Source organism: Paenibacillus phytohabitans (genome assembly GCF_013141775.1).
GTDB classification, from domain to species: domain Bacteria; phylum Bacillota; class Bacilli; order Paenibacillales; family Paenibacillaceae; genus Paenibacillus_AQ; species Paenibacillus_AQ phytohabitans.
Window position 1 is genome coordinate 203,244 of record NZ_WHOB01000069.1, and the last position, 21,690, is coordinate 224,933.

At 51.3% G+C, this 21,690-nt stretch carries 20 protein-coding genes and 1 pseudogene; 17 read left to right on the plus strand and 4 right to left on the minus strand.

The window, feature by feature from the left end:
- The first annotated feature begins 56 nt into the window (after window positions 1-56).
- From GC101_RS24305 to GC101_RS24320, 4 genes are all read left to right on the plus strand, one after another.
- Window positions 57-833 carry a M15 family metallopeptidase gene (locus GC101_RS24305; RefSeq protein ID WP_171719360.1) on the plus strand — a complete coding sequence of 259 codons (777 nt, stop codon included), beginning with the start codon at window positions 57-59 and terminating at the stop codon, window positions 831-833.
- A gap of 100 nt (window positions 834-933) precedes the next feature.
- A complete protein-coding gene (locus GC101_RS24310) occupies window positions 934-1,704 on the plus strand; it encodes a stalk domain-containing protein (RefSeq protein WP_171719361.1) in 771 nt (256 codons plus the stop codon).
- A gap of 207 nt (window positions 1,705-1,911) precedes the next feature.
- Entirely contained in the window at window positions 1,912-2,535 is a 624-nt protein-coding gene (locus GC101_RS24315) for a TetR/AcrR family transcriptional regulator (RefSeq protein ID WP_042136974.1), read from the plus strand.
- 30 nt (window positions 2,536-2,565) lie between these two features.
- Window positions 2,566-4,065, plus strand: coding sequence for a DHA2 family efflux MFS transporter permease subunit (locus GC101_RS24320; protein ID WP_171719362.1), 1,500 nt, complete (start codon window positions 2,566-2,568; stop codon window positions 4,063-4,065).
- Window positions 4,066-4,090: 25 nt separating this feature from the next.
- Here the strand turns inward: GC101_RS24320 and GC101_RS24325 are convergent, their stop codons facing one another.
- A complete protein-coding gene (locus GC101_RS24325) occupies window positions 4,091-4,270 on the minus strand; it encodes a hypothetical protein (RefSeq protein ID WP_171719363.1) in 180 nt (59 codons plus the stop codon).
- Between the two features lie 316 nt (window positions 4,271-4,586).
- Between GC101_RS24325 and GC101_RS24330 the strand changes: the two genes are divergently transcribed.
- Both GC101_RS24330 and GC101_RS24335 read left to right on the plus strand, forming a co-directional pair.
- Window positions 4,587-5,150: a PadR family transcriptional regulator gene (locus tag GC101_RS24330; RefSeq protein ID WP_171719364.1), complete on the plus strand. Its 564-nt coding sequence runs from the start codon at window positions 4,587-4,589 to the stop codon at window positions 5,148-5,150.
- Window positions 5,147-6,064, plus strand: a complete 918-nt coding sequence (locus GC101_RS24335) for an alpha/beta hydrolase fold domain-containing protein (RefSeq protein ID WP_171719365.1) — start codon at window positions 5,147-5,149, stop codon at window positions 6,062-6,064. The genes GC101_RS24330 and GC101_RS24335 overlap by 4 nt, the downstream gene beginning before the upstream one ends.
- Here GC101_RS24335 and GC101_RS24340 read toward each other — a convergent pair.
- Window positions 6,059-6,961, minus strand: a complete 903-nt coding sequence (locus tag GC101_RS24340) for a DMT family transporter (RefSeq protein WP_171719366.1) — start codon at window positions 6,959-6,961, stop codon at window positions 6,059-6,061. The genes GC101_RS24335 and GC101_RS24340 overlap by 6 nt on opposite strands.
- Before the next feature lie 119 nt (window positions 6,962-7,080).
- On the opposite strand from GC101_RS24340, the gene GC101_RS24345 reads away from it, so the two are divergent.
- The 3 genes from GC101_RS24345 (at window position 7,081) to GC101_RS24355 (ending at window position 10,255) form a co-directional block, all read left to right on the plus strand.
- Window positions 7,081-7,956, plus strand: a complete 876-nt coding sequence (locus GC101_RS24345; protein ID WP_171719367.1) for a LysR family transcriptional regulator — start codon at window positions 7,081-7,083, stop codon at window positions 7,954-7,956.
- 67 nt (window positions 7,957-8,023) lie between these two features.
- Window positions 8,024-8,950, plus strand: coding sequence for an AEC family transporter (locus tag GC101_RS24350; RefSeq protein ID WP_171719368.1), 927 nt, complete (start codon window positions 8,024-8,026; stop codon window positions 8,948-8,950).
- 144 nt (window positions 8,951-9,094) lie between these two features.
- On the plus strand, window positions 9,095-10,255 hold the full coding sequence (locus GC101_RS24355) for a Gfo/Idh/MocA family protein (protein ID WP_246354489.1): 1,161 nt from the start codon (window positions 9,095-9,097) through the stop codon (window positions 10,253-10,255).
- Between the two features lie 57 nt (window positions 10,256-10,312).
- Here the strand turns inward: GC101_RS24355 and GC101_RS24360 are convergent, their stop codons facing one another.
- Complete coding sequence (locus tag GC101_RS24360) at window positions 10,313-11,182, minus strand: helix-turn-helix domain-containing protein (RefSeq protein ID WP_171719369.1); 870 nt, start codon at window positions 11,180-11,182, stop codon at window positions 10,313-10,315.
- A 124-nt stretch (window positions 11,183-11,306) separates the two neighbouring features.
- Between GC101_RS24360 and GC101_RS24365 the strand changes: the two genes are divergently transcribed.
- From GC101_RS24365 to GC101_RS24375, 3 genes are all read left to right on the plus strand, one after another.
- The gene (locus tag GC101_RS24365; protein WP_171719370.1) at window positions 11,307-12,194 is read left to right on the plus strand and encodes a sugar phosphate isomerase/epimerase family protein; all 888 of its coding nucleotides are present in this window, start codon (window positions 11,307-11,309) and stop codon (window positions 12,192-12,194) included.
- A 21-nt stretch (window positions 12,195-12,215) separates the two neighbouring features.
- The gene (locus GC101_RS24370; RefSeq protein ID WP_171719371.1) at window positions 12,216-13,280 is read left to right on the plus strand and encodes a Gfo/Idh/MocA family protein; all 1,065 of its coding nucleotides are present in this window, start codon (window positions 12,216-12,218) and stop codon (window positions 13,278-13,280) included.
- Between the two features lie 224 nt (window positions 13,281-13,504).
- Window positions 13,505-14,098, plus strand: a complete 594-nt coding sequence (locus tag GC101_RS24375; RefSeq protein WP_171719372.1) for a class I SAM-dependent methyltransferase — start codon at window positions 13,505-13,507, stop codon at window positions 14,096-14,098.
- Between the two features lie 93 nt (window positions 14,099-14,191).
- Here the strand turns inward: GC101_RS24375 and GC101_RS24380 are convergent, their stop codons facing one another.
- Complete coding sequence (locus tag GC101_RS24380) at window positions 14,192-14,398, minus strand: DUF1657 domain-containing protein (protein WP_171719373.1); 207 nt, start codon at window positions 14,396-14,398, stop codon at window positions 14,192-14,194.
- A 221-nt stretch (window positions 14,399-14,619) separates the two neighbouring features.
- On the opposite strand from GC101_RS24380, the gene GC101_RS24385 reads away from it, so the two are divergent.
- From GC101_RS24385 to GC101_RS24405, 5 genes and pseudogenes are all read left to right on the plus strand, one after another.
- The gene (locus GC101_RS24385) at window positions 14,620-15,480 is read left to right on the plus strand and encodes a DUF421 domain-containing protein (protein WP_171719374.1); all 861 of its coding nucleotides are present in this window, start codon (window positions 14,620-14,622) and stop codon (window positions 15,478-15,480) included.
- Window positions 15,481-16,655: 1,175 nt separating this feature from the next.
- Window positions 16,656-17,825, plus strand: a pseudogene (locus GC101_RS24390) (right-handed parallel beta-helix repeat-containing protein); the annotation flags it as partial.
- Between the two features lie 96 nt (window positions 17,826-17,921).
- Window positions 17,922-18,899, plus strand: a complete 978-nt coding sequence (locus GC101_RS24395) for an aldo/keto reductase (protein WP_171719375.1) — start codon at window positions 17,922-17,924, stop codon at window positions 18,897-18,899.
- A 182-nt stretch (window positions 18,900-19,081) separates the two neighbouring features.
- On the plus strand, window positions 19,082-20,530 hold the full coding sequence (locus GC101_RS24400; protein ID WP_171719376.1) for a spore germination protein: 1,449 nt from the start codon (window positions 19,082-19,084) through the stop codon (window positions 20,528-20,530).
- Complete coding sequence (locus GC101_RS24405; RefSeq protein WP_171719377.1) at window positions 20,527-21,690, plus strand: Ger(x)C family spore germination protein; 1,164 nt, start codon at window positions 20,527-20,529, stop codon at window positions 21,688-21,690. The genes GC101_RS24400 and GC101_RS24405 overlap by 4 nt, the downstream gene beginning before the upstream one ends.

Consider the following 21,690-nt stretch of genomic DNA (forward strand, 5'->3'; position numbering starts at 1 on the left):
GCACGTATACTGGTAGGGTGAAAATACGGACGAGGCAGGAGAAGGGGAGCATTGTGATGAAGCTGCGAAATACAGGTAGAAAATTAGGGCTGGTCTCATGTGCGCTTATTCTAGGCGGAGCTACGCTTTTAACGGCAACAGCAACAGCAGCCACAGCGGCTGCTCCTAAGCTACAGAATACAGCCGTTGCCCCGGCGCAAAGCAAGGTGGAGAAGAAGCACAACCTGCCAGGCGGCTTTGTGTATCTGGATGAAGTGATTCCTACGGCGCAGTATGAGATACGCTATTACAGTGAGAATAATTTTACTGGAACAAGGGTGGACGGGTATAAAGCTCCGCTGGCGATTTTCTCGCGGACAGCAGCGAGTGCGCTGAAGAAAGTCAGTGACGATCTGGATGGTGAAGGGTATATCCTGAGAATCTATGATGCCTACCGTCCGCAAAAAGCCGTAAATCACTTCGTACGCTGGTCACAGGATGCCTCGGATATTAAGATGAAGCAACAGTATTACCCCAAGCTGGACAAGCGTAATCTGTTCAAGCTGGGCTTCATCTCCAAGAAATCGGGACACTCTCGGGGCAGTACCATTGATCTGACACTGGCAGATAAAAAAACAGGGGCGCTGGTTGACATGGGCAGCCCGTATGATTTCTTTGGTGAGATTTCTTACTATAATACCACTCTGGTCAACAGTACTCAGCATGCCAACCGTAAAGTTCTTAAGGATGCCATGTCGAAGCAGGGCTTCAAGCCCTATACCAAGGAGTGGTGGCATTTCACACTGATCAAGGAGCCTTATCCACAGCAGTATTTTAACTTTAATGTGGAGTGAGGCTGTTCCAAAACTGCGCAGAACGGTTAATGATTAATATAAGTTTAGTCCCTGAAGTTTGCGTGCATAATAATTATATTACAGGAGAGGTGGGATCGATTTGAAGAACAGAATCGTAGCCGTTTTCCTAAGTGTACTGTTATTGGCAGCAGGATCGGGAGTATTAACCGGAAATAGTGTCCACGCAGCACCGGGTGTAAATATTATTGTGAACGGACAAGCCTTGCAGCTGGATGGACCGCAAACCTATACCAGCGGAACAACCCTCATGCTCCCGCTCCGGGAGACTACGGAAATCCTTAAGTATAAGACTACCTTTGTAGGTGCCACAGGACAGTTCAAGCTGAACCGGTTCCAGGAAACGATTGAGTTCAGATTGAGCGGGAAAGAGATCATTCTGAACGGCAAGGATCGGGTGCCTTTTACAGATAGCATTGAACTGAAGCAGCAGCGCGCATATGCACCATTGTCGTTTTTTGCAGCGATCGGGCTGGTTACATCCTATAATCCGGCAAAAGGGCTGGTTGAAATCTACTCACCGGAGGTAACTGCCGGAGCTGTAGCCGGATTGCTGGCCGCAGGCAACTATACAGGACTCCGCGAGCGTTACTTCACTGCGGAAGCAGAGCAGCCCCCGCTGCCCGTCATTCAGCAGAACTGGGAGGGGGTAAGCGCTCCGGCAGGCCAGTACTTCGGAGTGAAATCTACGGAGAGCCGGCAGCATGACGGGAATATGACAATAACAAGCGTGTTGTCCTTCTCCAAATCCGAGGCGCTGCTGACGCTGGAGCTGAATACATCGGGCAAGATCGTGAAGCTGAGCCTGGCGGCGCTGCAGGCAGCGGAAGTGCTGGCCAGCCCGTCGAAATAACAAATAATTGATCATTCATAGCAGGAGCATCTCGCAGCTGTAATCCGCTGCCGGAGATGCTTCTTTTTTATTAATGCTAACTCTTTTGAAAATTCCTGAAAACTTCTGTTGACAGATCACTCCAAAGAGAGTAATTTTAAATTCTGATTAAACGCTGTTTAAATCGATGATTAGAAATCGCGGCAAAGGAGGGCGACAAGCTGCATTATGGTTAAATCTGACAACAAAGCTGATTCTTCAGATAAAGATACGAAGCAGATTATACTCGATGCAACCGTGGATTTGATCCGCGAAGAGGGGTTCAGCTGTATCACCCTTCGGAGCATCGCAGCAAGGGCAGAGACGAATCTTGCACTGGTGAATTATTATTACGGCTCCAAGGAAAAACTGTTTGGCGACGCAGTGAAGAGACTGGTGTCTACCTTTGATGATGCCTTCAAAGCACTGGAAGATGACAGCCTGCCGCCGAAGGAGCGGATGAAGCTATTTTTCATGCGTTATATTATGAATCTCAGCCGTTACCCGGGAATGGCCCGGCAGATGCTTGATCAAAGGCATCATATTATGGGCTCACAGGATGAATATGCGAAGTACTCCAAGCTGATGAGGCTGGAGCGCATTAAGGAAGTGCTCAGTGAGATCACCGGGGAGCAGGACCGCGACAAGCTCATGATGATGATGATGCAAGTCTATGGGGCCATTGTTTTTCCGGTAATTATGGTCTCCAGCCTGCCGAAGGAACGGGAGGATCTCAAGGAGATGTTCAGGCTTTCGCCGCTTGAGGAGCAGATTGACGGGTTATTTGAACTTTATTTTCATAAGTATAACTAATTATAAACAGAGAAAAGAGTGGAGAAGAGAATGACAAACACCACAAATAAAGGAAACAGTGCAGCAGTGGAAGCACCGTTCTCGCTGAAAGCCATTATTCCGCCGTTAATGGCTATTATCGTCGGCATGATTATGGTTATCCTGGACAGCACTGCTGTAAACGTTGCGGTACCGAATCTGGTGCAGTATTTCGCAACAGATCTTAAGACCGTTCAGTGGGCGATTACGGGTTATACGCTGGCGCTGGCTGCTGTAATTCCGCTGGCTGGCTATATGACTGACCGCTTCGGTTCCAAGCAGGTCTTTCTAACGACTATTGTTATGTTTGTACTGGGGTCCGTTCTTTGTTCGGTTGCCCAGACCTCGACGCAGCTGGTCATCTTCCGTGTCATTCAAGGTCTAGGCGGCGGGATGGTAGCTCCAATCGGTATGGCAATGGTCTTCAGACTGGCTCCGGCAGAGCGCAGAGGTTCTATTATGGGGATGCTCGGAATTCCCATGCTGCTGGCTCCGGCACTTGGTCCGATCCTCTCCGGCTGGCTGGTAGAATACGTGAGCTGGCACTGGATCTTCCTGATCAACCTGCCTATCGGTATCGTTGGTATCATTCTGGGAGTTAAATATCTGCCTGTTACCGAGAAGAAGGGCAAAGCGCACCTGGATATCTTCGGTATCATTCTGGCTCCGCTTGCCTTCTCCATGCTTGCTTATGGTGTCAATCAAGGCGGAGGCGAAAGCTGGACTTCGACGGGGGCTCTAGTAGGATTGTCTGTCGGCGGTGTGGCGCTGGTACTGTTCGTCATCGCTGAACTGATGCAGAAGCATCCGCTGCTGGAGCTGCGCGTCTTCCGTTCATCGGACTTCACACGCGGCATTATCCTATCCTGGGTGACCCAGGCTGCCTTGTTCGGTTCCATGCTGTTCGTTCCGCTGTATCTGCAGCAGATCCGCAACTACACACCGCTTGAGACAGGTCTGATTCTGCTTCCGCAGGCGCTGGCATCCGGTATCGGTATGCCGGTGGGCGGCCGCTTATTTGATAAAATTGGTGCACGTCCGCTGTTGTTCGTCGGACTCAGTGTCATTTCCACTGCACTGTTCCTGTTGTCCGGTGTTACGGTAGACACCAGTCTTCCCGTTATCATGGGCTGTCTCGCTATGATGGGGCTAGGTATGGGCTTGTCGATGATGCCGGTTAACACCCATGTTCTAAACTCTGCGCCGCGTGAATGGGTTGGCCGGGTGACTCCGCTGACCGCCGCAGCCCAGCAGGTCGTAGTATCGTTCGCGGTTGCCGGTATGACCGGATACTTAACCAGCCAGATTACCGTTCATATGGGTGAGATGGCTGCCGGAAGCAATCCGCTTGTCGCCGCTGTACAGGGCTTCAATGATGTATTCTTCCTCTCCGCCTGCATCGCGCTGGCCGGAGTGGTCATCAGTCTGATTCTGCGCAAGCCGAAGACAGCCGGTTCCGCTGGAACTCCGGAAGGACAGCAAGCGGACGCTGCTGTAATGATGGGACATTAATTCATATCTTGGGTTTACGGCCGCCTCAGCTAATCGCTGGGGCGGTTTTTTCGCATTTTACCCCCGTTGTCGCGATTGCGATTCGAAATCCTGCACGAAATACAACATTCCCCCCGTCATATCGATCATTTTTCCAAAATTGTTGTATGAAATGCAGCATTTCTGCTCCTCCAAGCGGATTAGCGGGGTTATTCCTGTATTTCATACAACATTTCTCCCAACCATACTCGTATCTCTGCATCAGAGTTGTACTACGTACAACATTTATGTTTTTACAGCAAGAACTGAAGTCACTCAATTGCTGTCATCTTATAGTATGGCTATACAGAAGGGCAAAAGGAAGAATTAGAGGTATACATCACATCGCTTTGGATGCGATACAGAAGGCAAATTGGAGGAATTACGGCGGTATGTGGAATTGTATCCGGGGCAGGCGCCAGCTGGAGTATTTTGTGAACCGCTTGACGGCTGATAATGAATTCTATATAGTTTTAATAAAACTATCGATAAGGGGTTTCCTTATGTATGAATTACTGGTCCTGTCATTGCTGATGCATTTCCCGCTGCATGCTTATCTAATTGCGAAGATTATCAGCCCGTGGGAGAAAATCAGCCGCGGAACGCTGTCCACCCTGTTGTCCAGACTTGAGAGAGAGGGACTGATCTGCGAAGCCGATCCTTCTTCAGTGCCTTATCCCAGTGAACGGCCATCCCGTGCGCTGCAGCTCACCGGTAAAGGACGGGCCCGGTTCACCGAGCTGATGATGGATACGGGGACGGAGTCGGCAACCTATCAGAAGCTTTTTCATATCAAAGCCCAGCATTTGGAGTTCCTTGCCCCTGAAGCGCAGCTGGCGCTTGTAGACCATTATCTTGCGTACGCCGCTAAAGGCATTGCAGAGCTGCGAAAAGGGATAGACGCCTTCCGGAAAGAGACTGCTCCTGATGCTGCCGCGCCGGGAGGGCGGTTCTATGCGACAACGATGGATCTGCTGCAGGTGCGCCTGGAGGCGCAGGAGCTGGATCTGGCCTGGGCGCAGCGTTTGCGGGAAGCCGTGATGCCGCAGAAAGAAGGACAACAATGAAAGGTTCCAAAGAAAGCTGGCAGAGCAGAGCGGTTAAGCTGGGCCTGCGCCTCATAAGGATTAACGCCATGTGGAAGAAGACAGGGATAGCTTTGCGGAAGGATATTGAAACGAAGCAGCGTAAGGTGAGCAGTAAGCCGCCGGCTAAAGTGTATAAGTTATGCATCATCGAAGAGCGTGAGATAGCCAGTTATCCTTATTATGTGATTTCAGCAAAGTCTCTTTCGGGCGGCAAACAGATCCTGTATCTGCACGGCGGGGGTTATGTACTGAAGATATCCCCGCTGCATTGGGAGTTCCTGGCCGGTATGGCGGACAAGCTGAAGTGTACGATTGCAGTTCCCATGTACCCTTTGGCACCGCAATATGGACATAAGGAAGTATTTCAGATGCTGATACCGCTATATGAGGAGATGTTAGCACAGAGTTCAGAGTGTGGAGACAAGCTTGTGGTCATGGGGGATTCGGCTGGCGGCGGAATGGGGCTTGCACTAGTGCAGCTGCTTAAGGAAAAAGGGATACCACTGCCTGCACACACGATCCTGATCTCCCCGGTGCTCGACATGACCTTCAGCAACCCGGAAATCAAGGCAGTGGAGCGTAAAGATCCTGTCACGGCAGTTCCTGCCATCAAAGAAATTGCTGAGTGGTATGCGGGGGGTCAGGAGATTACTTCTCATTTGATCAGCCCCGCTTATGGGGAGGTCACGGATATAGGTCCGGTCAGCATCTTCACGGGGACGCATGACATTGTGTATCCCGATGTCAAGAGGTTCAGAGAGCGGTTACTGGTTGAAGGAATAAAGATCGGCTACTATGAATATCCGCAAATGCTGCATGTCTGGCCGCTGTTCTTCTTCCCGGAATCCAAGACAGCGAGAGCGCAGATCAGAGCAATTATTGAAGCCTTATAGATCTGCCCGCCGTTTCTTGAGCATCCTTGCCGGAAAAGGGGCGAAGTGCAATCTGCCGAGCAGTTCGGAAGCTATAATGCCCAGCAGGACAAGGGCAGCGCCGGTGTAGCCCTGCAGCGAAAGCTGTTCATGTGCGAACCAGTAGCCGAAGAAGGCGGCAAAGACTGGTTCGAGGGCGAAGATTAATCCGGTGCGGGTCGGCGTTGTGTATTTCTGGGCAACGGGCTGCAGGATGAAGCCGCAGGCGCTGCAAAAAATGCCGAGTGCGAGGATGGCGATCCAGCCGGGAAGTGTCGAAGGCAGTGCAGGACTCTCGAAGACTGCTGACAGAATCAGGGCATATCCTCCCGCGAACCCCAGCTGCAGAATGCCGATATTCAGCGAATCGCTGCTCTTGACAGCGCGGCTGGTAACCAGAATCTGCACTGCGTAGAAAATGGCAGCCAGAATACAGAGCAGATCACCAGGCTGTACATGCAGCGAGCCGTTCAGAGTGAGCAGCCCGATGCCGGCGATGGCCAGAATGGCACCGAAGATTTGCGGAGGGGCGACCTTCTTTTTGAAGATCAGAACATCCAGCAGCGGTACAAAAACAACGGTCAGAGCTACCAGAAATCCGGCATTGGAGGTCGTGGTGGTCTTCAGTCCGAAGGTGATGCAGGTGAACACACCGAGCAGAAGAAAGCCGAGCAGGGCTCCATATTTCAATGTTCTGGCGTCCACACTGCGCAGCCGTTTGCGGAACAGCAGAGCCGCCAGAATGAAGGCCAGCCCGAAGCGCAGTGCAATCAGATTGAATTCCCCCAGTGTGCCGAGTCCCATTTTCATGAACAGGTAGGAGGAACCCCAGAACATCGTTACTACTATGAGCATCAGCTCGGCCTTTAGCGGCTTCATTCCATCATCATCCTTCTTTATTTCAAGTGATTATAGTATAATACGCTCAAATACATAAGGTAACTGAATGTTTATCATATGAAACATGAGTAATTCTCATGCAAACCTGGGGGTCAGCGATGAGCATAATCAAATATGAAGTGTTCCTCAAAGTGGTTGAACTGGGCAGTCTGACCAAAGCCGCCGAGGTGCTGGGCTTCACCCAATCTGGTATCAGCCATACGATCAGCAGTCTGGAGAACGAATTCGGCTTCCCGCTGCTGGTACGGAATCGTTCCGGTGTGAAGCTGACGGTGAACGGGGAGCAGGTGCTTCAGCCGATCCGCGAAATCCTTAACTGGAATGAACAGCTGAAGCAACAGGTGGCCGATATTCACGGTCTGGAGACAGGGACAATTACGATTGGGACGTTCACGAGTGTCTCTGTACACTGGCTGCCGGGGATGATCAAACAGTTCCGCAAAGAGTACCCGTATATTGAATTCAAGCTGATGGAGGGCGGATATCTGGAGATTGAGCAATGGATTGAGGCTGGTGTGGTCGACTGCGGCTTCCTGTCGTTGCCTACCCGGGAGAAGTTCGAGGTCTTTCCGCTGAAGCAGGACCGGATGCTGGCGATTCTTCCGTTGGACCACCCGCTGAGCAAAGCCCCGTATATGCCGCTGGCCCAGATCGCCTACGAGGATTTCATCATTCCGAGGCCCGGCTCGGACTATGATGTGCAGCGGGTGCTGGAGAAGGCGGGGATTAAGCCGAACATCAAATTCTCGGCCGGGGATGACTATGCGATTATAGCTATGGTGGAAAAAGGCCTGGGCATCAGCATCCTCCCGGAGCTGGTCACCCGGTTCCAGAATCATAATGTGGCCATGCTTGAGCTGGAGGAACGGAGTTTCCGCTCATTGGGAATTGCCGTCAGCTCGATGAAATATGCATCGCCTGCAACAAGCCGGTTCCTGAAGTATGTGCAGACCTGGATGAACGACAACCCTTAACTTATACGAAGCAGAATGATGGACAGCTGAGGCTGCGTACCATGCTGCAGGGAGGCCGACACGGGATATGATTATTTTTACCTCAATTCTGCTGAATAACGTGATTCCCCTGTTTATCGTTATCCTGCTGGGAGCGGTATTATACCGGGTATTCAAGCTGGACATCAAAACCTTGTCCAAGCTCAATTTCTATATGCTTACCCCGGCTGTGGTGTTTCAGTTGCTGTACGGGACGGACATTTCGCTGGTGCTGTTCGGACAGATCATTTTATTTTTCTGCATATATATGCTGCTGCAGTATGCGGTGCTGGAGATTGTAGTCCGCGCCAGGGGATTGAAGGGCGGAATGCCTGCTGCGCTGCGCAACAGTGTGCTTTTTGCCAATAGTGCGAATTACGGGCTTCCAATTAACCAGCTGGCCTTCTCCGGTAATCCGCTAACACTTGCCGTACAGGTCGTTATTCTAACCCTGCAATCCTTCCTGCCAAATACTTATGGCATTTATAGTGTTAATGCTCACCGGAGCAGTCTGCGGAGGGTCCTCCGTACGATTGCCGGACAACCTGTTATATATGCCATTCCGCTGGCACTGGTCATGCGGGGACTGGAGATTCCGCTTCCTGGCTTCCTTGCAGCCCCGATTGGCTATGTGGCGAATACGTTTATCGGCCTGGCACTGGTAACGCTGGGTGTGCAGATGGGTTCAATGAAATGGTCGTTGCCATCCGGGAAAAGGCTTGATCTCACCTTGTCTGTTACCCTCAGACTGCTTGCCGGACCGGCCATTGCTGCGCTGGCATTATGGCTGCTTGGGTTGGAGGGACTGGTAGCCAAAGCACTGATTGTCTCCTCCGCTGTGCCTACCTCACTCAGTTCTGTGCTGCTTGCTGTTGAATTTGATAATGAACCGGAGTTCTCTTCGCAGGCCGTGTTCTTCTCTACATTACTAAGTACGCTTACGGTAACAGGGGTGATCATGCTGGTGAATATCTAGCCATACGCGTGGACCAGGGGAGAAGCAGATTGACTGAGACCGCTCTCAATGAGAAAATGTATGCGTGTACAATATTTCCGCAGTGTAATATAGCTGATTGAAGGCGGCTTGAAATCAGGAAGTATTCTTTGAGGAGGATTCATATTGAAACAGCTACGGATCGGAATGATAGGTTATAAGTTCATGGGCAAAGCCCACAGTAATGCCTACCGCAGTCTGCCTATGTTCTTCCCACAGGCACTTAAACCGCAAATGTCCGTCATTTGCGGACGGAATGAGGAAGCGCTGCAGGAGGCCGCCGGCCAGCTGGGCTGGTCGGAAGGTGTGACGGACTGGAAGGAACTGGTCTCCCGCAGCGATATTGACCTAATCGACATCAATGCGCCGAGCAATGCCCATAAGGAGATTGCGCTGGCTGCTGCTGCTGCTGGCAAGCATATTTTCTGCGAGAAGCCGCTGGCGCTGAATCTGGCAGATTCGCGAGAAATGCTCCAGGCTGCAGAGGCGGCCGGTATTGTTCATATGGTTGGCTTCAATTACCGTTTCTCCCCGGCGGTGAGGCTGGCGAAACGCTTGATTGAGAGCGGGCGGCTGGGAAAGATCTATCATTTCCGTGCCTGGTTCCTGCAGGACTGGATTCTCGACCCTGAATTCCCGCTGGTCTGGCGTCTGCAGAAGGAGATTGCCGGTTCAGGTTCGCATGGGGATCTGGGGGCGCATCTGATTGATCTGGCCCATTTCCTGGTAGGCGATGTGCAGGAGGTCATCGGCATGAGTGAGACGTTCGTCAAGGAACGGCCGCTGGCAACGGAGATGACAGGTCTCAGCGCCCGGGCCAGCAAAGATGCACCGCGCGGCGCGGTGACGGTGGATGATGCTACTTTGTTCCTGGCCCGTTTTGCAAACGGTACATTGGGCAGCTTTGAGGCGACACGGTTCGCGGCCGGGCATCGTTCGACCAATTCTTTTGAGATCAATGGCAGTCTGGGCAGTGTGAAATTCGACTTCGAGCGGATGAACGAACTGGAGGTCTATCTGACCTCGGATGACGAGGATGTGCAGGGCTTCCGGAGAGTGCTCGCTACCGATCCCGCACATGACTATGCTGAAGCCTGGTGGCCGCCGGGTCATACCATTGGATTTGAGCACACATTCATTCACGAGATGCTGGAGCTGTCGGATGCGATTGCCGAAGGCCGTCAGCCTGAGCCCAATTTCCGGGACGGTGTGAAATGCCAGGCTGTACTGGAAGCTGTGGAACGTTCGATTGAAGAGCGGCGCTGGGTTCCGATATCTGAAATGTAGATACTAGATGTAAAAAACAAACACCGCACATTAATGGATGTGCGGTGTTTGTTATGGTTATTTACGAACCATAGAAGGTGTCAGGCCTTTGTACTGCTTATAGAGCTTCGTGAAATAATTGGGATTGTCACAGCCGACTCTGCCGGAAATCTCTGTAATGCTGAAGCCGGTCTCCCGCAGCAGCCGCTCGGCTTCATCCATCCGGCACAGGTTCACATAGTCGATGAAGGTGCGTCCGGTCAGCTTCTTGAAGGTTTTGCAGAAATGAAAAGCGTTCAGATTAACGAAGCGGGCAGCGCTCTCGACCGACATTTTCTGATCAACATGTGTTTCCAGGTATTCCAGCAGCGGCTTGAAGCGTTCACGATTGATAGAATGACGTTCGCTCTGCTGGGCGGGGAAGGTACGGGACAGGTGTGTGAAGAATAAGTGGAGCTGGTTCTTCACCACGAGCTGAAAAGCCGGTTGTTTAGCCTGCACCTCCTCAATAATCCGCTCAAGCAAGGGATAATACGAGGCGCATTCCGGATTATGCACCACCGGCATGACCGGAAACTGATACTGATTGCTAAGATAAGGGGCCACAAATTGCTCATGCTGGGAATCCTGATTCCGGTCCTTGAACAATGAGGCATGAAAAACAATCGAGACATAAGATACATCTCCGCTATACAAGCTATAGCCGACATGCAGCCCGCCGGAAGGTACCACGATCACGTCACCGGGTCCGGCTTCATAAGGTTTGCTGTCCACATGAAAGATCGCCCGGCCTTCACGCATCACAATAATTTCGAAATGCTCATGCCAGTGCAGGAACAGGATGTTCTGCTCGGGCTTGGCGCCCTGGCACTGGTTGAAGAATAAGCGGAATGGATAGATCTTCTCCTCGAGCGCAGGATATTCCTTCAGTTCCTTCGGATAAGTCAAGATGGCTTCAACTCCCACAAGATTCAGCTAGTTTAACACAAGATAAGAAGAGATTTTGCCCGAAATGAAGGATATACTTGGGTTGTTGAACTAACTATAAACCAATATTGGAGTGGTATACAAGATGCAGGATACAATGAGAATCGGGACACTGGTGGGAGGCGGAGACGCACTAAGAGTGATTCCGCAAATTATAGGTCACGGGTTCGAATCCTTCAGCCTGACCTTCTGGCAGACAACCGGAAACACGGATCTGACAGAAACTGCTGCACGGGTGCGTGAACTGGCTGCGGAGCATGATTTCGTAATCTCTTCCGTAGGGATATTCGGGAATCCGCTTACAGGCACTGGGGATAACTCGGATGCGCTGGGCAGCTGGGAACGGCTGATCGACCACGCCCATTTGTTTGGAACCGATATGGTCTCCGGCTTCACCGGACGACTTCCAGGGGTTTCGATTGACGAGTCCATTCCGAAATTCGCAGAGGTGTTTGGTGAGTTGTCCAAAAGAGCCGCGGACCGTGGCGTCAGAATCGCCTTTGAGAACTGTTCTATGGACGGCAACTGGCAATCCGGGGACTGGAATATCGCCCATAACCCTATAGCATGGGAGAAGATGTTCAATGCGGTGAATGCCGATAACCTGGGTCTGGAATGGGAGCCCTGCCACCAGATGGTGCAGCTGATTGATCCGATTCCGCAGCTGCGCAAATGGACGGACAAAATTTTCCACGTGCACGGTAAAGACGCAACGATTGCCTGGGATATTATCAAGGAATACGGAATTCACGGACCTAAACCGTATGTGTGGCACCGGACACCGGGCTTCGGGGATACGAATTGGACCGATGTAATCTCGGTACTGCGGCAGGCCGGGTACACAGGAACGATTGATATCGAAGGCTGGCATGATCCCGTTTACCGTGACGATCTGGAAATGACCGGCCAGGTTCATGCACTCCATTATTTGAAAAATTGCCGGGGCGGCAGCTTCGTGCCAAATCCGGTCTAATCCAGAAAGCGGGGAACACCTATGACAGCAGAGTATCGAGTAGTTGTTGCGGGCTGTGGAGCCATGGCTAATGAATGGATCAGCTATGCGCTGAAGCATGCTGATATTGAAATCGTCGGACTCGTAGATATCCGGGTGGAATCCGCGCAGGCCATGGCAGAGAAGCATGGACTCACCTGCCCGGTATTTACAGATATATCACAGGCAATAGAAGCTACAGCGGCCAATCTGGTGTTCGATATCACCGTGCCGTCCAGCCATTTCAGTATTGCCAGTAAGGCACTGGAAGCCGGATGTCATGTCTTCACCGAGAAGCCGCTGGCGGAAACGATGGAGCAATGTAATGAAATCGTTAACATGGCCGGACGCACAGGGCTGAGCCATGCCGTAATGCAGAACCGCAGATATGATCCGCATATCCGCTCTTTGCGCGGGCTAATCACCGAGGGAGCCATAGGGCGGACGGGTTCCATAAGCGCAAGCTTCTTTCTGGCTCCGCATTTCGGCGGATTCCGGGAAGCGATGGACAGCCCGCTGCTGCTGGACATGGCCATCCATACCTTCGATCAGGCGCGCTTTATCAGCGGCGCCGATCCTGTAAGTGTGTACTGCCAGGAATTCAACCCTCCAGGATCGTGGTATGAAGGGAATGCGGCAGCTATCTGTATATTCGAAATGTCAGACGGCTCCGTATTCTGTTATCAGGGCTCGTGGTGTGCGGAAGGTGCGCCTACGTCCTGGGAAGCCTCATGGCGGGTTCAGGGGGAACGGGGGGCAGCGATCTGGGATGGCCGGGATATGCCGTATGCCGAGATTATCGGTGGCGGTGAAACCTCCGGACAGTTCCTCAATGAATATGAGCGGGTAGAAGGGCCGGCTGTGCAGATGGAGGAGACCTTCCATCAGGGCTGTCTTGAAGAGATGTTCCGCTCACTTGCGGAGCAGCGTCCCGCCGAGACCGACTGCCGTGATAACCGCTACAGTATGGCGATGGTGCTTGGCGCTTTGGAGAGTGCGCGGACCGGCAGCAAGCTGGACATTGCGGAATTCATCCGGAAGGCCGAGCCGAATGTGCCGGATAAATAAAATGAACGGAAGAGGGGAGGAGCAGCCAACCGGCGGCTCTTTTCTTTTGTGATAGATAAGGAAATCGGCGATGATCTGGGAAACATGTACTTCAGGTTACTGGTAGTGCTGGAGCAGGGGGGAGTAGTGTGGCGCGGACTGAGATTCCGTTATGCAAAAAAAGTCACATAAATCCATATAAATCTGACAAAGATGTATTCCGGCTACCTCCAATTGGGATTACAATGAATACCAGGGTAGTGGATGCTAATCAAGGAGTGATCCGGTTGAATGAACCATTAAGAGTAGTGATTGGAAGCGGCAGAAGTCCGCATAACAAGGGATGGATGCATACGGAAGAGTCAGAGTTGAATCTGCTGCGGAACGAAGACTGGTCGCGCAAATTCAGCGCTGATTCCTTGAAGGCTATTCTTGCCGAACATGTCTGGGAGCATCTGACCTATGAGGAAGGTGTGCAGGCAGCAAGTAACTGCTATACCTATCTGGCTCCAGGTGGATACATCCGCTGTGCTGTTCCGGACGGGTTCTTCCCCAATGAAGCTTATCAGAATATTGTGCAGATCGGCGGGCCGGGACCCCTTGATCATCCGGCTGCCTCCCACCGGATCGTACATACTTATATTACTCTGCAGAAGATGTTCACTGCCGCAGGGTATCAGGTTAAACTGCTGGAGTACTGTGATGAATCCGGCCAATTTCATGAATTTCCCTGGGATGAGCGCAGCGGTTTCATCTACCGGTCGAAGCGTTTTGATCACCGAAATGCGGAGGGGAAGTTAGGTTTTGTTTCAATAATTGCAGATGCAGTTAAAGTGTGAGACTTGTATTCAAAAGTAACAAATAGACTGATCCGGTGCAGAGGAGTCTGCGTATGGATCAGCCTATTTGGCGTTCATAATAACTAATGACGGTCAGAACCCTTTATACTGCGGCTCTTCTTTCTCGATTTCCGCTACGCGGCCCTCAACCTGCTGAACGATCTGCTGGGTTTGCTCGGCTGCATTGGTGAACAGGGTCTTGGCTTCCTCGTTCTGGGTTTCCATGGCGAACTGCTCAAGACTGGCTTGAGCGCTCTTCAGCGAAGCTACGCAGGTTTTGACCTGTGATGCAACAGTCATGGGATCATTACCTCCTAGGGTCTGGTTTGGAACAGAATCTCACGGTGTAGTATCCGCATCCGGTAGCAGGACATACAGGTAACAAATCCCATTTAGCAGATGGTCTGTGCGTCCGTTTGGCAGCAGGAATTTATTCTCTTGGTTATTTTCCGCCTGTTTTGACAAATAATGAAGCTGAAGCAACATATGCGGATAATGAATAAGTTACAGGGGGTTTACGAATGCCGGAAGCACTGGAAGTCGTAGTGAGAACCATTTCTGCGGTAATCATGCTGTTTTTGCTAACCAAGCTGCTGGGAAAGCGGCAGGTTTCGCAGCTGTCTTTTTTCGAATATATTACGGGAATTACAATAGGGAACCTGGCGGCGTACGTCTCGCTGGATACAGACAAGACCTGGCATCTGGGCCTGATCGCTTTGGTCGTCTGGGGGGCATTCTCGCTGGGGATTGAATTCCTGCAAATCAAGAGCAAAAAGGCCAGGGATTTCATTGATTTCAAGTCTACCGTGCTGATTCAGGACGGCAAGATTCTGGAGAACAATATGAAGAAGGAGAAGCTGACCACAGATGAATTGCTGGAGGAGCTGCGCAAGAAGGATGTCTTCAAAGTGGCTGATGTTGAATTTGCCATTATGGAGTCGGACGGTGCGATCAATGTGCTGCTCACCCGTGAGAATCAGCCGCTTACACCCAAGCATCTTGGGATTAAGGTTGCTCCAGAGAGAGAGACTCAGGCTGTGATTATGGACGGCGAAATTATGGATGAACCGCTCGATACCCTGAATCTGTCGCGCGGCTGGCTGGAGGGGGAACTTGGTAAGCTCGATCTGAGCGTGGAGAATGTATTCCTGGGCCAGGTAGACTCTTACGGCGAGCTTACCGTAGATCTGTACACGGATAATGTGGAGGTTCAGCAGCCGCAGGACAAGCCCCAGCTGTATGCGCTGCTGAAGAAATGCGAAGCCGATCTGGAGTTGTTCAGCTTGTCTACGAAGCATAAAGAAGCCAAGCAGATGTACGAAAATTGCTCAGAACAGCTGCAGACCCTGCTGAAGAAACTGAAGCCTTTTATCCAAAATTGACATCAAATAGTGATTAAAGCTAAGACCCCACTTAGTGGGGTTATTTCGTATGCACATCTCTGTGAATCTAGAAGAGTCCGGCAGAAAATTCATAGAAAATTCTATAATTCAAAGAAATACAATAAAATGGTTCTGAAACCTCTGTACAATTACAAATATTTACTTATAGTGGAGATTAGATTGGCTGCTGCGAAAAAGAACACAAAGCAGTGATCTGCATAGTCGGACAAAAGGAGGAACGCCATGGCGTATAGCTGCTGCACTTAGACATACAAGTTTTCGTTGGAATTGCAACCGTAATGCAAACGCTGCAAATGGTTATTAAATAAACCAACACTTTGGAGGTTAATGTTAACGTGAAAATAAAAAAGCGATTTACTTATGCTTTAATGATTGCGCTTTCTTCTGTGCTCGTCTTGGGCGGGCTGCAATGGGGCATACCTTCTGCTGCTGCGGCAAGTCTGTTCAATGATGATTTTGAATCCGGCAGTGCAGGCAGCTGGACCAGTACCACGGGCACATGGTCTGTAGTTCAGGATGGCAGCTCCAAGGTATATTATCAATCTGCCAGTACAGAAGGCCGCACCTCCGCAGGCAGCAGCACATGGACTGATTATAGCGTGCAAGCGGATGTGAAGGTGGATAACTTCAACGGAAGCAACCGGACTTATGTGTGCGGGCGGTATACGGACGGGAACAACTACTACGCAGCTTCTTTGTCGAACAGCAATGGCGGCACACTGGAAATCCGCAAAAAAGTCTCGGGTTCGAGCACAACGCTGGCCTCCAAAGACTTCGTGGTTTCTACAGGCACTGTGTACACAGTGAAGCTTGAGCTGAGTGGAGATTCAATAAATATGTATGTGAATAATGTGCTGCAATTAAATGCACACGATAACAATTTGACTGCCGGAGGTATTGGCCTTGTCGCTTACAAGACTTCAGTCAAATTCGACAATGTCGTAGTCAACGGGGCAGGTTCCACGGTTCCGACCGCTGCACCATCCGCAACACCAGCAGCGACAGCAACCGCCAGTCCTACTGCAGTCCCTACAGCAACGGCGACTACAGCGCCAACGGCAACTCCTGTAAGTACACCTACAGCAACAGTAACACCGACCACAGCTCCAACTCCAGTTCCTACGGTCACCCCGGCACCAACAGCAACACCGGTATCCGGAAGCCTGTATGTTGCACCAAACGGGGCAGCCGGTAATCCGGGTACAATTGGCAGCCCGACGACACTCTCTTCGGCACTTACCAGAGTGGCTGCCGGAGGAACAATTTACATGCGCGGAGGTACCTATTCCTTCACAGCTCCGGTAACGGTTGAGCGCGAGAACAGCGGAAGCTCAGGGCTGCGCAAGAACCTGGTGGCCTATGGAAGTGAGAAGCCGGTACTGGATTTCTCCGGGGAGACCTTTGCTTCTACTGAGCGCGGCCTGCAGATCTTCGGACACTACTGGAATGTAAAAGGCCTTGAAGTGAAAGGCGCGGGAGATAACGGTATCTTCATCGGCGGTAACTACAACATTATCCAGAATGTTGAGGTTCATCATAACCGGGACTCCGGGCTGCAAATCAGCCGCTATTCCTCTACCTTGTCTAACATGGCCGATTGGCCCAGCTATAACCAGATCATCGGCGTGTATTCCCATGACAACTTCGATCCGGATAATGGCGAGGATGCCGACGGCTTTGCCGCCAAGCTGACGATTGGACCCGGGAATGTGTTCGACTATTGCATCTCCGCCTGGAACACAGATGACGGCTGGGATCTCTATACCAAATCGGATACCGGCCCTATTGGGGTGGTCACGATCAAGAACAGCATTGCTTATAAGAACGGCCAGACCTCGGACGGAAACAGCACAGCGAACAGTGACGGCAACGGCTTCAAGCTCGGCGGTGAAAAGATTGCTGTCAATCACATCGTGCAGAACAGCATCGCTTTTCAGAACAAAAAACACGGGTTCACCTACAACAGCAATCCAGGTTCCATCCAAATGACCAATAATACCTCGTGGAGCAATGGTCAGAGCAATTATGCTTTTGATACAGGAACGCATCAGTTTACGAACAATCTGAGTTTTGCCGGCGCTTCCAGCGATAAGACCAGCGGAACGGATATCCTCAGCACCAATGTATGGTGGAAAAGCAATGCCAGCACGAATGCCAAAGGTCTTGCCGTCAGTAGTGCCGACTTTGTCAGCCTGACTCCATCGGTGGTAAGAAATGCTGACGGTTCATTCAGCCTCGGCAGCTTTCTGAAGCTGGCCGCCGGAAGTGATCTGATCGGATCAGGCACGCCAAGCGGTACGAACATCGGTGCTACGTTTCAATAAGCCGGATAACAGGACTGATTTCCATTTCCGGCCAGCAGCGGTATACTATAATCGGTTTCATAGGATCTAATTTGCTAGAGGGAGGATCTGCCGATTATGGAATATGTGAAGCTGGGAACAACGGGACTGGATGTATCACGGATTTGCCTGGGTTGTATGAGCTACGGGGTACCGGAGCGCGGGACCCATCCCTGGTCACTGAATGAGCAGGAGAGCCGGCCGTTTATCCGCAAAGCGCTGGAGCTGGGCATTAATTTCTTCGATACGGCCAACATTTATTCTGACGGTACCAGCGAAGAGATTGTCGGACGTGCGCTCAAGGAGTTCACCTCCCGTGATGAGGTAGTCATTGCCACCAAGGTCCATGGTAAAATGCGCAAGGGACCTAATGGCGGAGGCCTGTCGCGCAAGGCTATTATGAGCGAGATCGACCATAGCCTGAAGCGGCTGGGCACAGATTATGTGGACCTGTACCAGATTCACCGCTGGGACCCGTCGACACCGGTTGAAGAGACGATGAAAGCGCTGCACGATGTGGTCAAGGCAGGCAAAGCACGCTACATCGGAGCATCCTCAATGTCTGCCTGGCAGTTTCTGAAGGCTCTGCATGTGGCGGAGCGGCACGGCTGGACACGATTCGTATCGATGCAGAATTATGTGAATCTGCTGTATCGTGAGGAAGAACGGGAAATGCTGCCGCTGTGCGAAGCGGAAGGGATCGGAGTGATTCCCTGGAGTCCGCTGGCCCGCGGGCGGTTGACCCGGGACTGGCAGGACACCAGCGCCCGTTCAGAGAGTGATCAATTCGCCAAATTGCTGTACTCCCAAACCGAAGAAGCAGACCGCCTTGTGGCGCTGCGGGTGAAAGAGATTGCTGAAGAACAGGGACTTCCGCGTGCCCAGGTTGCACTAGCCTGGGTAATGCAGAAGAAGCCGGTCACAGCACCGATTGTCGGAGCGACCAGCATGAGCCATCTGGAGGATGCCGCTGCAGCGGTATCGGTCACGCTCAGTCCGGAAGATGTACTCCGTTTGGAGGAGCCTTATATTCCTCATCCTGTGATGGGCTTCTAAGGACAGCAACTGCAGCGTTAATACCGTTTAATGAAGGAGCCGGGATGATCCGGCTCCTTTTTTGATGAAAATTATAGGTTTCAGAGCCCCGCTTAGTGGGGCTATTTGCGCTTGAGGGCATAAATTCAGGGTATTCTGGCACACTAAGGAAGATTCTCTATAGCCGGAAGGAGGCAGGCAGGGTGCCGGACAAGAATATACTTGAACTGATCAAAGAACAGCTTACAGATTGCAGCGATGCAGTATACCAGTCGATAAATGTATACGGACACTCCTGCATGCTGATCTATATTCCTACCATAGTGGATACGCTCAGCCTGCAGGAATTTGTCGCCAGCCCGCTGAAGTCGGAAGCTAACAGCGAACCGGACTGGCCGCATTTCATGGAGCGACTGGACCGGGGTTCAGCCTTCGCGATCCCTTATATTAAGGCTTATCATCCGGATCGGGCCGTTGAGCTGATCGTCAGCGGGAACCCTGTTCTCTGTATTGAAGGGCTGCCGTATGTATATTATTTTGAGATTGCCCACTATCAGAAAAGAGCGGTGTCCGAATCACAGAACGAGCTGGTGGTCATTGGACCCCAGGAAGCATTTATCGAGGATGTCCAGACGAATCTGTCCTTACTGCGCCACAAGATCAAGCATGCCGATCTGAAGACCAAACATTTCGCGATCGGCAAATATACCAAGACAGATGTTTATCTGGTCTATATCGAAGGGCTCTACAAGCCGGAGATTCTGGCTTTAATGGAAGAGAAATTGACCAATCTGTCTGTTGACGGAATTCTGGGCATCAGCTATTTGGCTGAGCATATGCAAGGGGGACATTTCTCCCCTTTTCCTGTCTATCAATATACAGAACGTCCAGATTCGGTAGCCGCTTCGCTGATGGAAGGCAGAATCGGGATGCTGCAGGACGGCACGCCTTCGGCACTGCTGACTCCTGTAACTTTTTTTGCGCTGCTTCAATCCTCTGAGGATTATTACCAGAGCTTCTATGCCGGCAGTTGGGTCCGGCTGGTCCGGCTCTTTTTCTCCCTGATCTCAATGATCCTGCCGTCGCTGTATGTAGCGATTACCACTTTTCATTCGCAGATTATTCCATCAGATCTACTAATTACGATTGCGGCAGCCCGTGAGAATATTCCGTTCTCCGCCCTGACGGAGGCGTTAATTATGGAGCTGACCTTCGAAGCCCTGCGTGAAGCAGGCACCCGTATTCCGAAGCCCGTTGGTCAGACGGTCTCGATTATTGGCGGTATTGTCATCGGACAGGCCGCAGTCCAAGCGGGAATAGTCTCGGCTCCAATGGTCATTGTCGTGTCCATAACAGGGATAGCTTCCTACATCATTCCCCATCTGGAGCTGGGTCTGACCTTCAGACTGCTCCGCTTCATATTGCTTATTCTCGGCGGGACGATGGGGCTGATTGGCGTGTTCGTTGCTGTGTTTGTGATTTACGGCCATTTGACCAATCTCAAATCGTTCGGCAGTCCTTATCTGCAGCCGGTCGCTCCGTTTGTGATGGAGGATTGGAAGGATACACTGTTCCGGTTTCCTTCCCAGTATATGACGAAGCGCAGTACCTCTTTTACCGACAGGAAGAACAAAAGGAGACAGAAGTCATGAAGACGCTCAAGCTGTTCCTTGTGTTTGCACTGCTGGTGAATCTGACCGGCTGTTGGTCCAAGATAGAATTGGACGAATTGACCTTTATCTATGGCATGTTCATTGATGCGGGAGAAGAGCCCGGCACGGTTGAAGTATCGATCAGCTCACCGCTCCCAAACCGCCTGATGTCCGGTACACAAGGGGGCAGCGGGGCCGGAGACGGACTAGCGTACTCCATGGTATCCAAGACTTCCACGACCATACCGGATGCCGTTATTCTGATCCAGAAGGATTTGTCCCGCAGACTGGAAATCTCTCATCTCAAGATTGTTGTAGTAGGCAAAGAGTATGCCAAGCAAGGGATAGGAGAAATGCTGGAGTGGTTCAAGCGGCAGCCCGAGATTCCACTGGGAACCTATATTATGGCTGCACCGGGCAGAGCCAAGGAGATTCCCAAGCTGTCACCGATCTTCGAGCAATTACCGGATCAGGTGCTTGCTAATATCGTCAAGGAGAATATTATGTACAGCACTACGATCAGAGACTGCGTGCTGGCGGAAGCTTCCCATATGGGCTATGCAATGAATTATTTGTCTTTCGGTTCCAAAGACGAAACTTCCGAGCACGGCAAACCCGAATATTGGGCCGGAGTAGGCGGGGTGATGCTGTTTCAGGATAAAAAAATGAAGGGCATTCTGAAAATAAAAGAGGGCAGATCCCTGGCTTGGGCAGCGGGTCATTTCGCAGGGCATAATACACTTCCCGTCTATTCCTTTGTCTGGGAGGATGACGGGAAGGGAGCTGTCAGTACCATATTCCTGAGTAATTCAGCATCCACCTCCGTGAAGATGACTCCTGAAGGGCCGGTTTTTCATGTCAAGGTAAAGGGACGTGCCGGAATAACCTACTTCGAGGATTCTGAGGGGCGAAAGGCTGACCAGCTTAGTGATCTGATCATAACGAAGCTTCAGGAGGAAGTGGTGAAGGAGATTTCCGAATCACTAGAACATGTGCAGAAGTCGGGAGCGGATGTGCTGCAGCTTGGCATGCTGATGGAATGGAATTATCCCTCCGAATGGAAACGGCTGAGGGAACACTGGGAGGATTATTACAGCAAGGAAGCCCGGATCAAGGTAACGGCTAATTTCAAAATTGCAGATTTCGGTTCGGAGAAATAG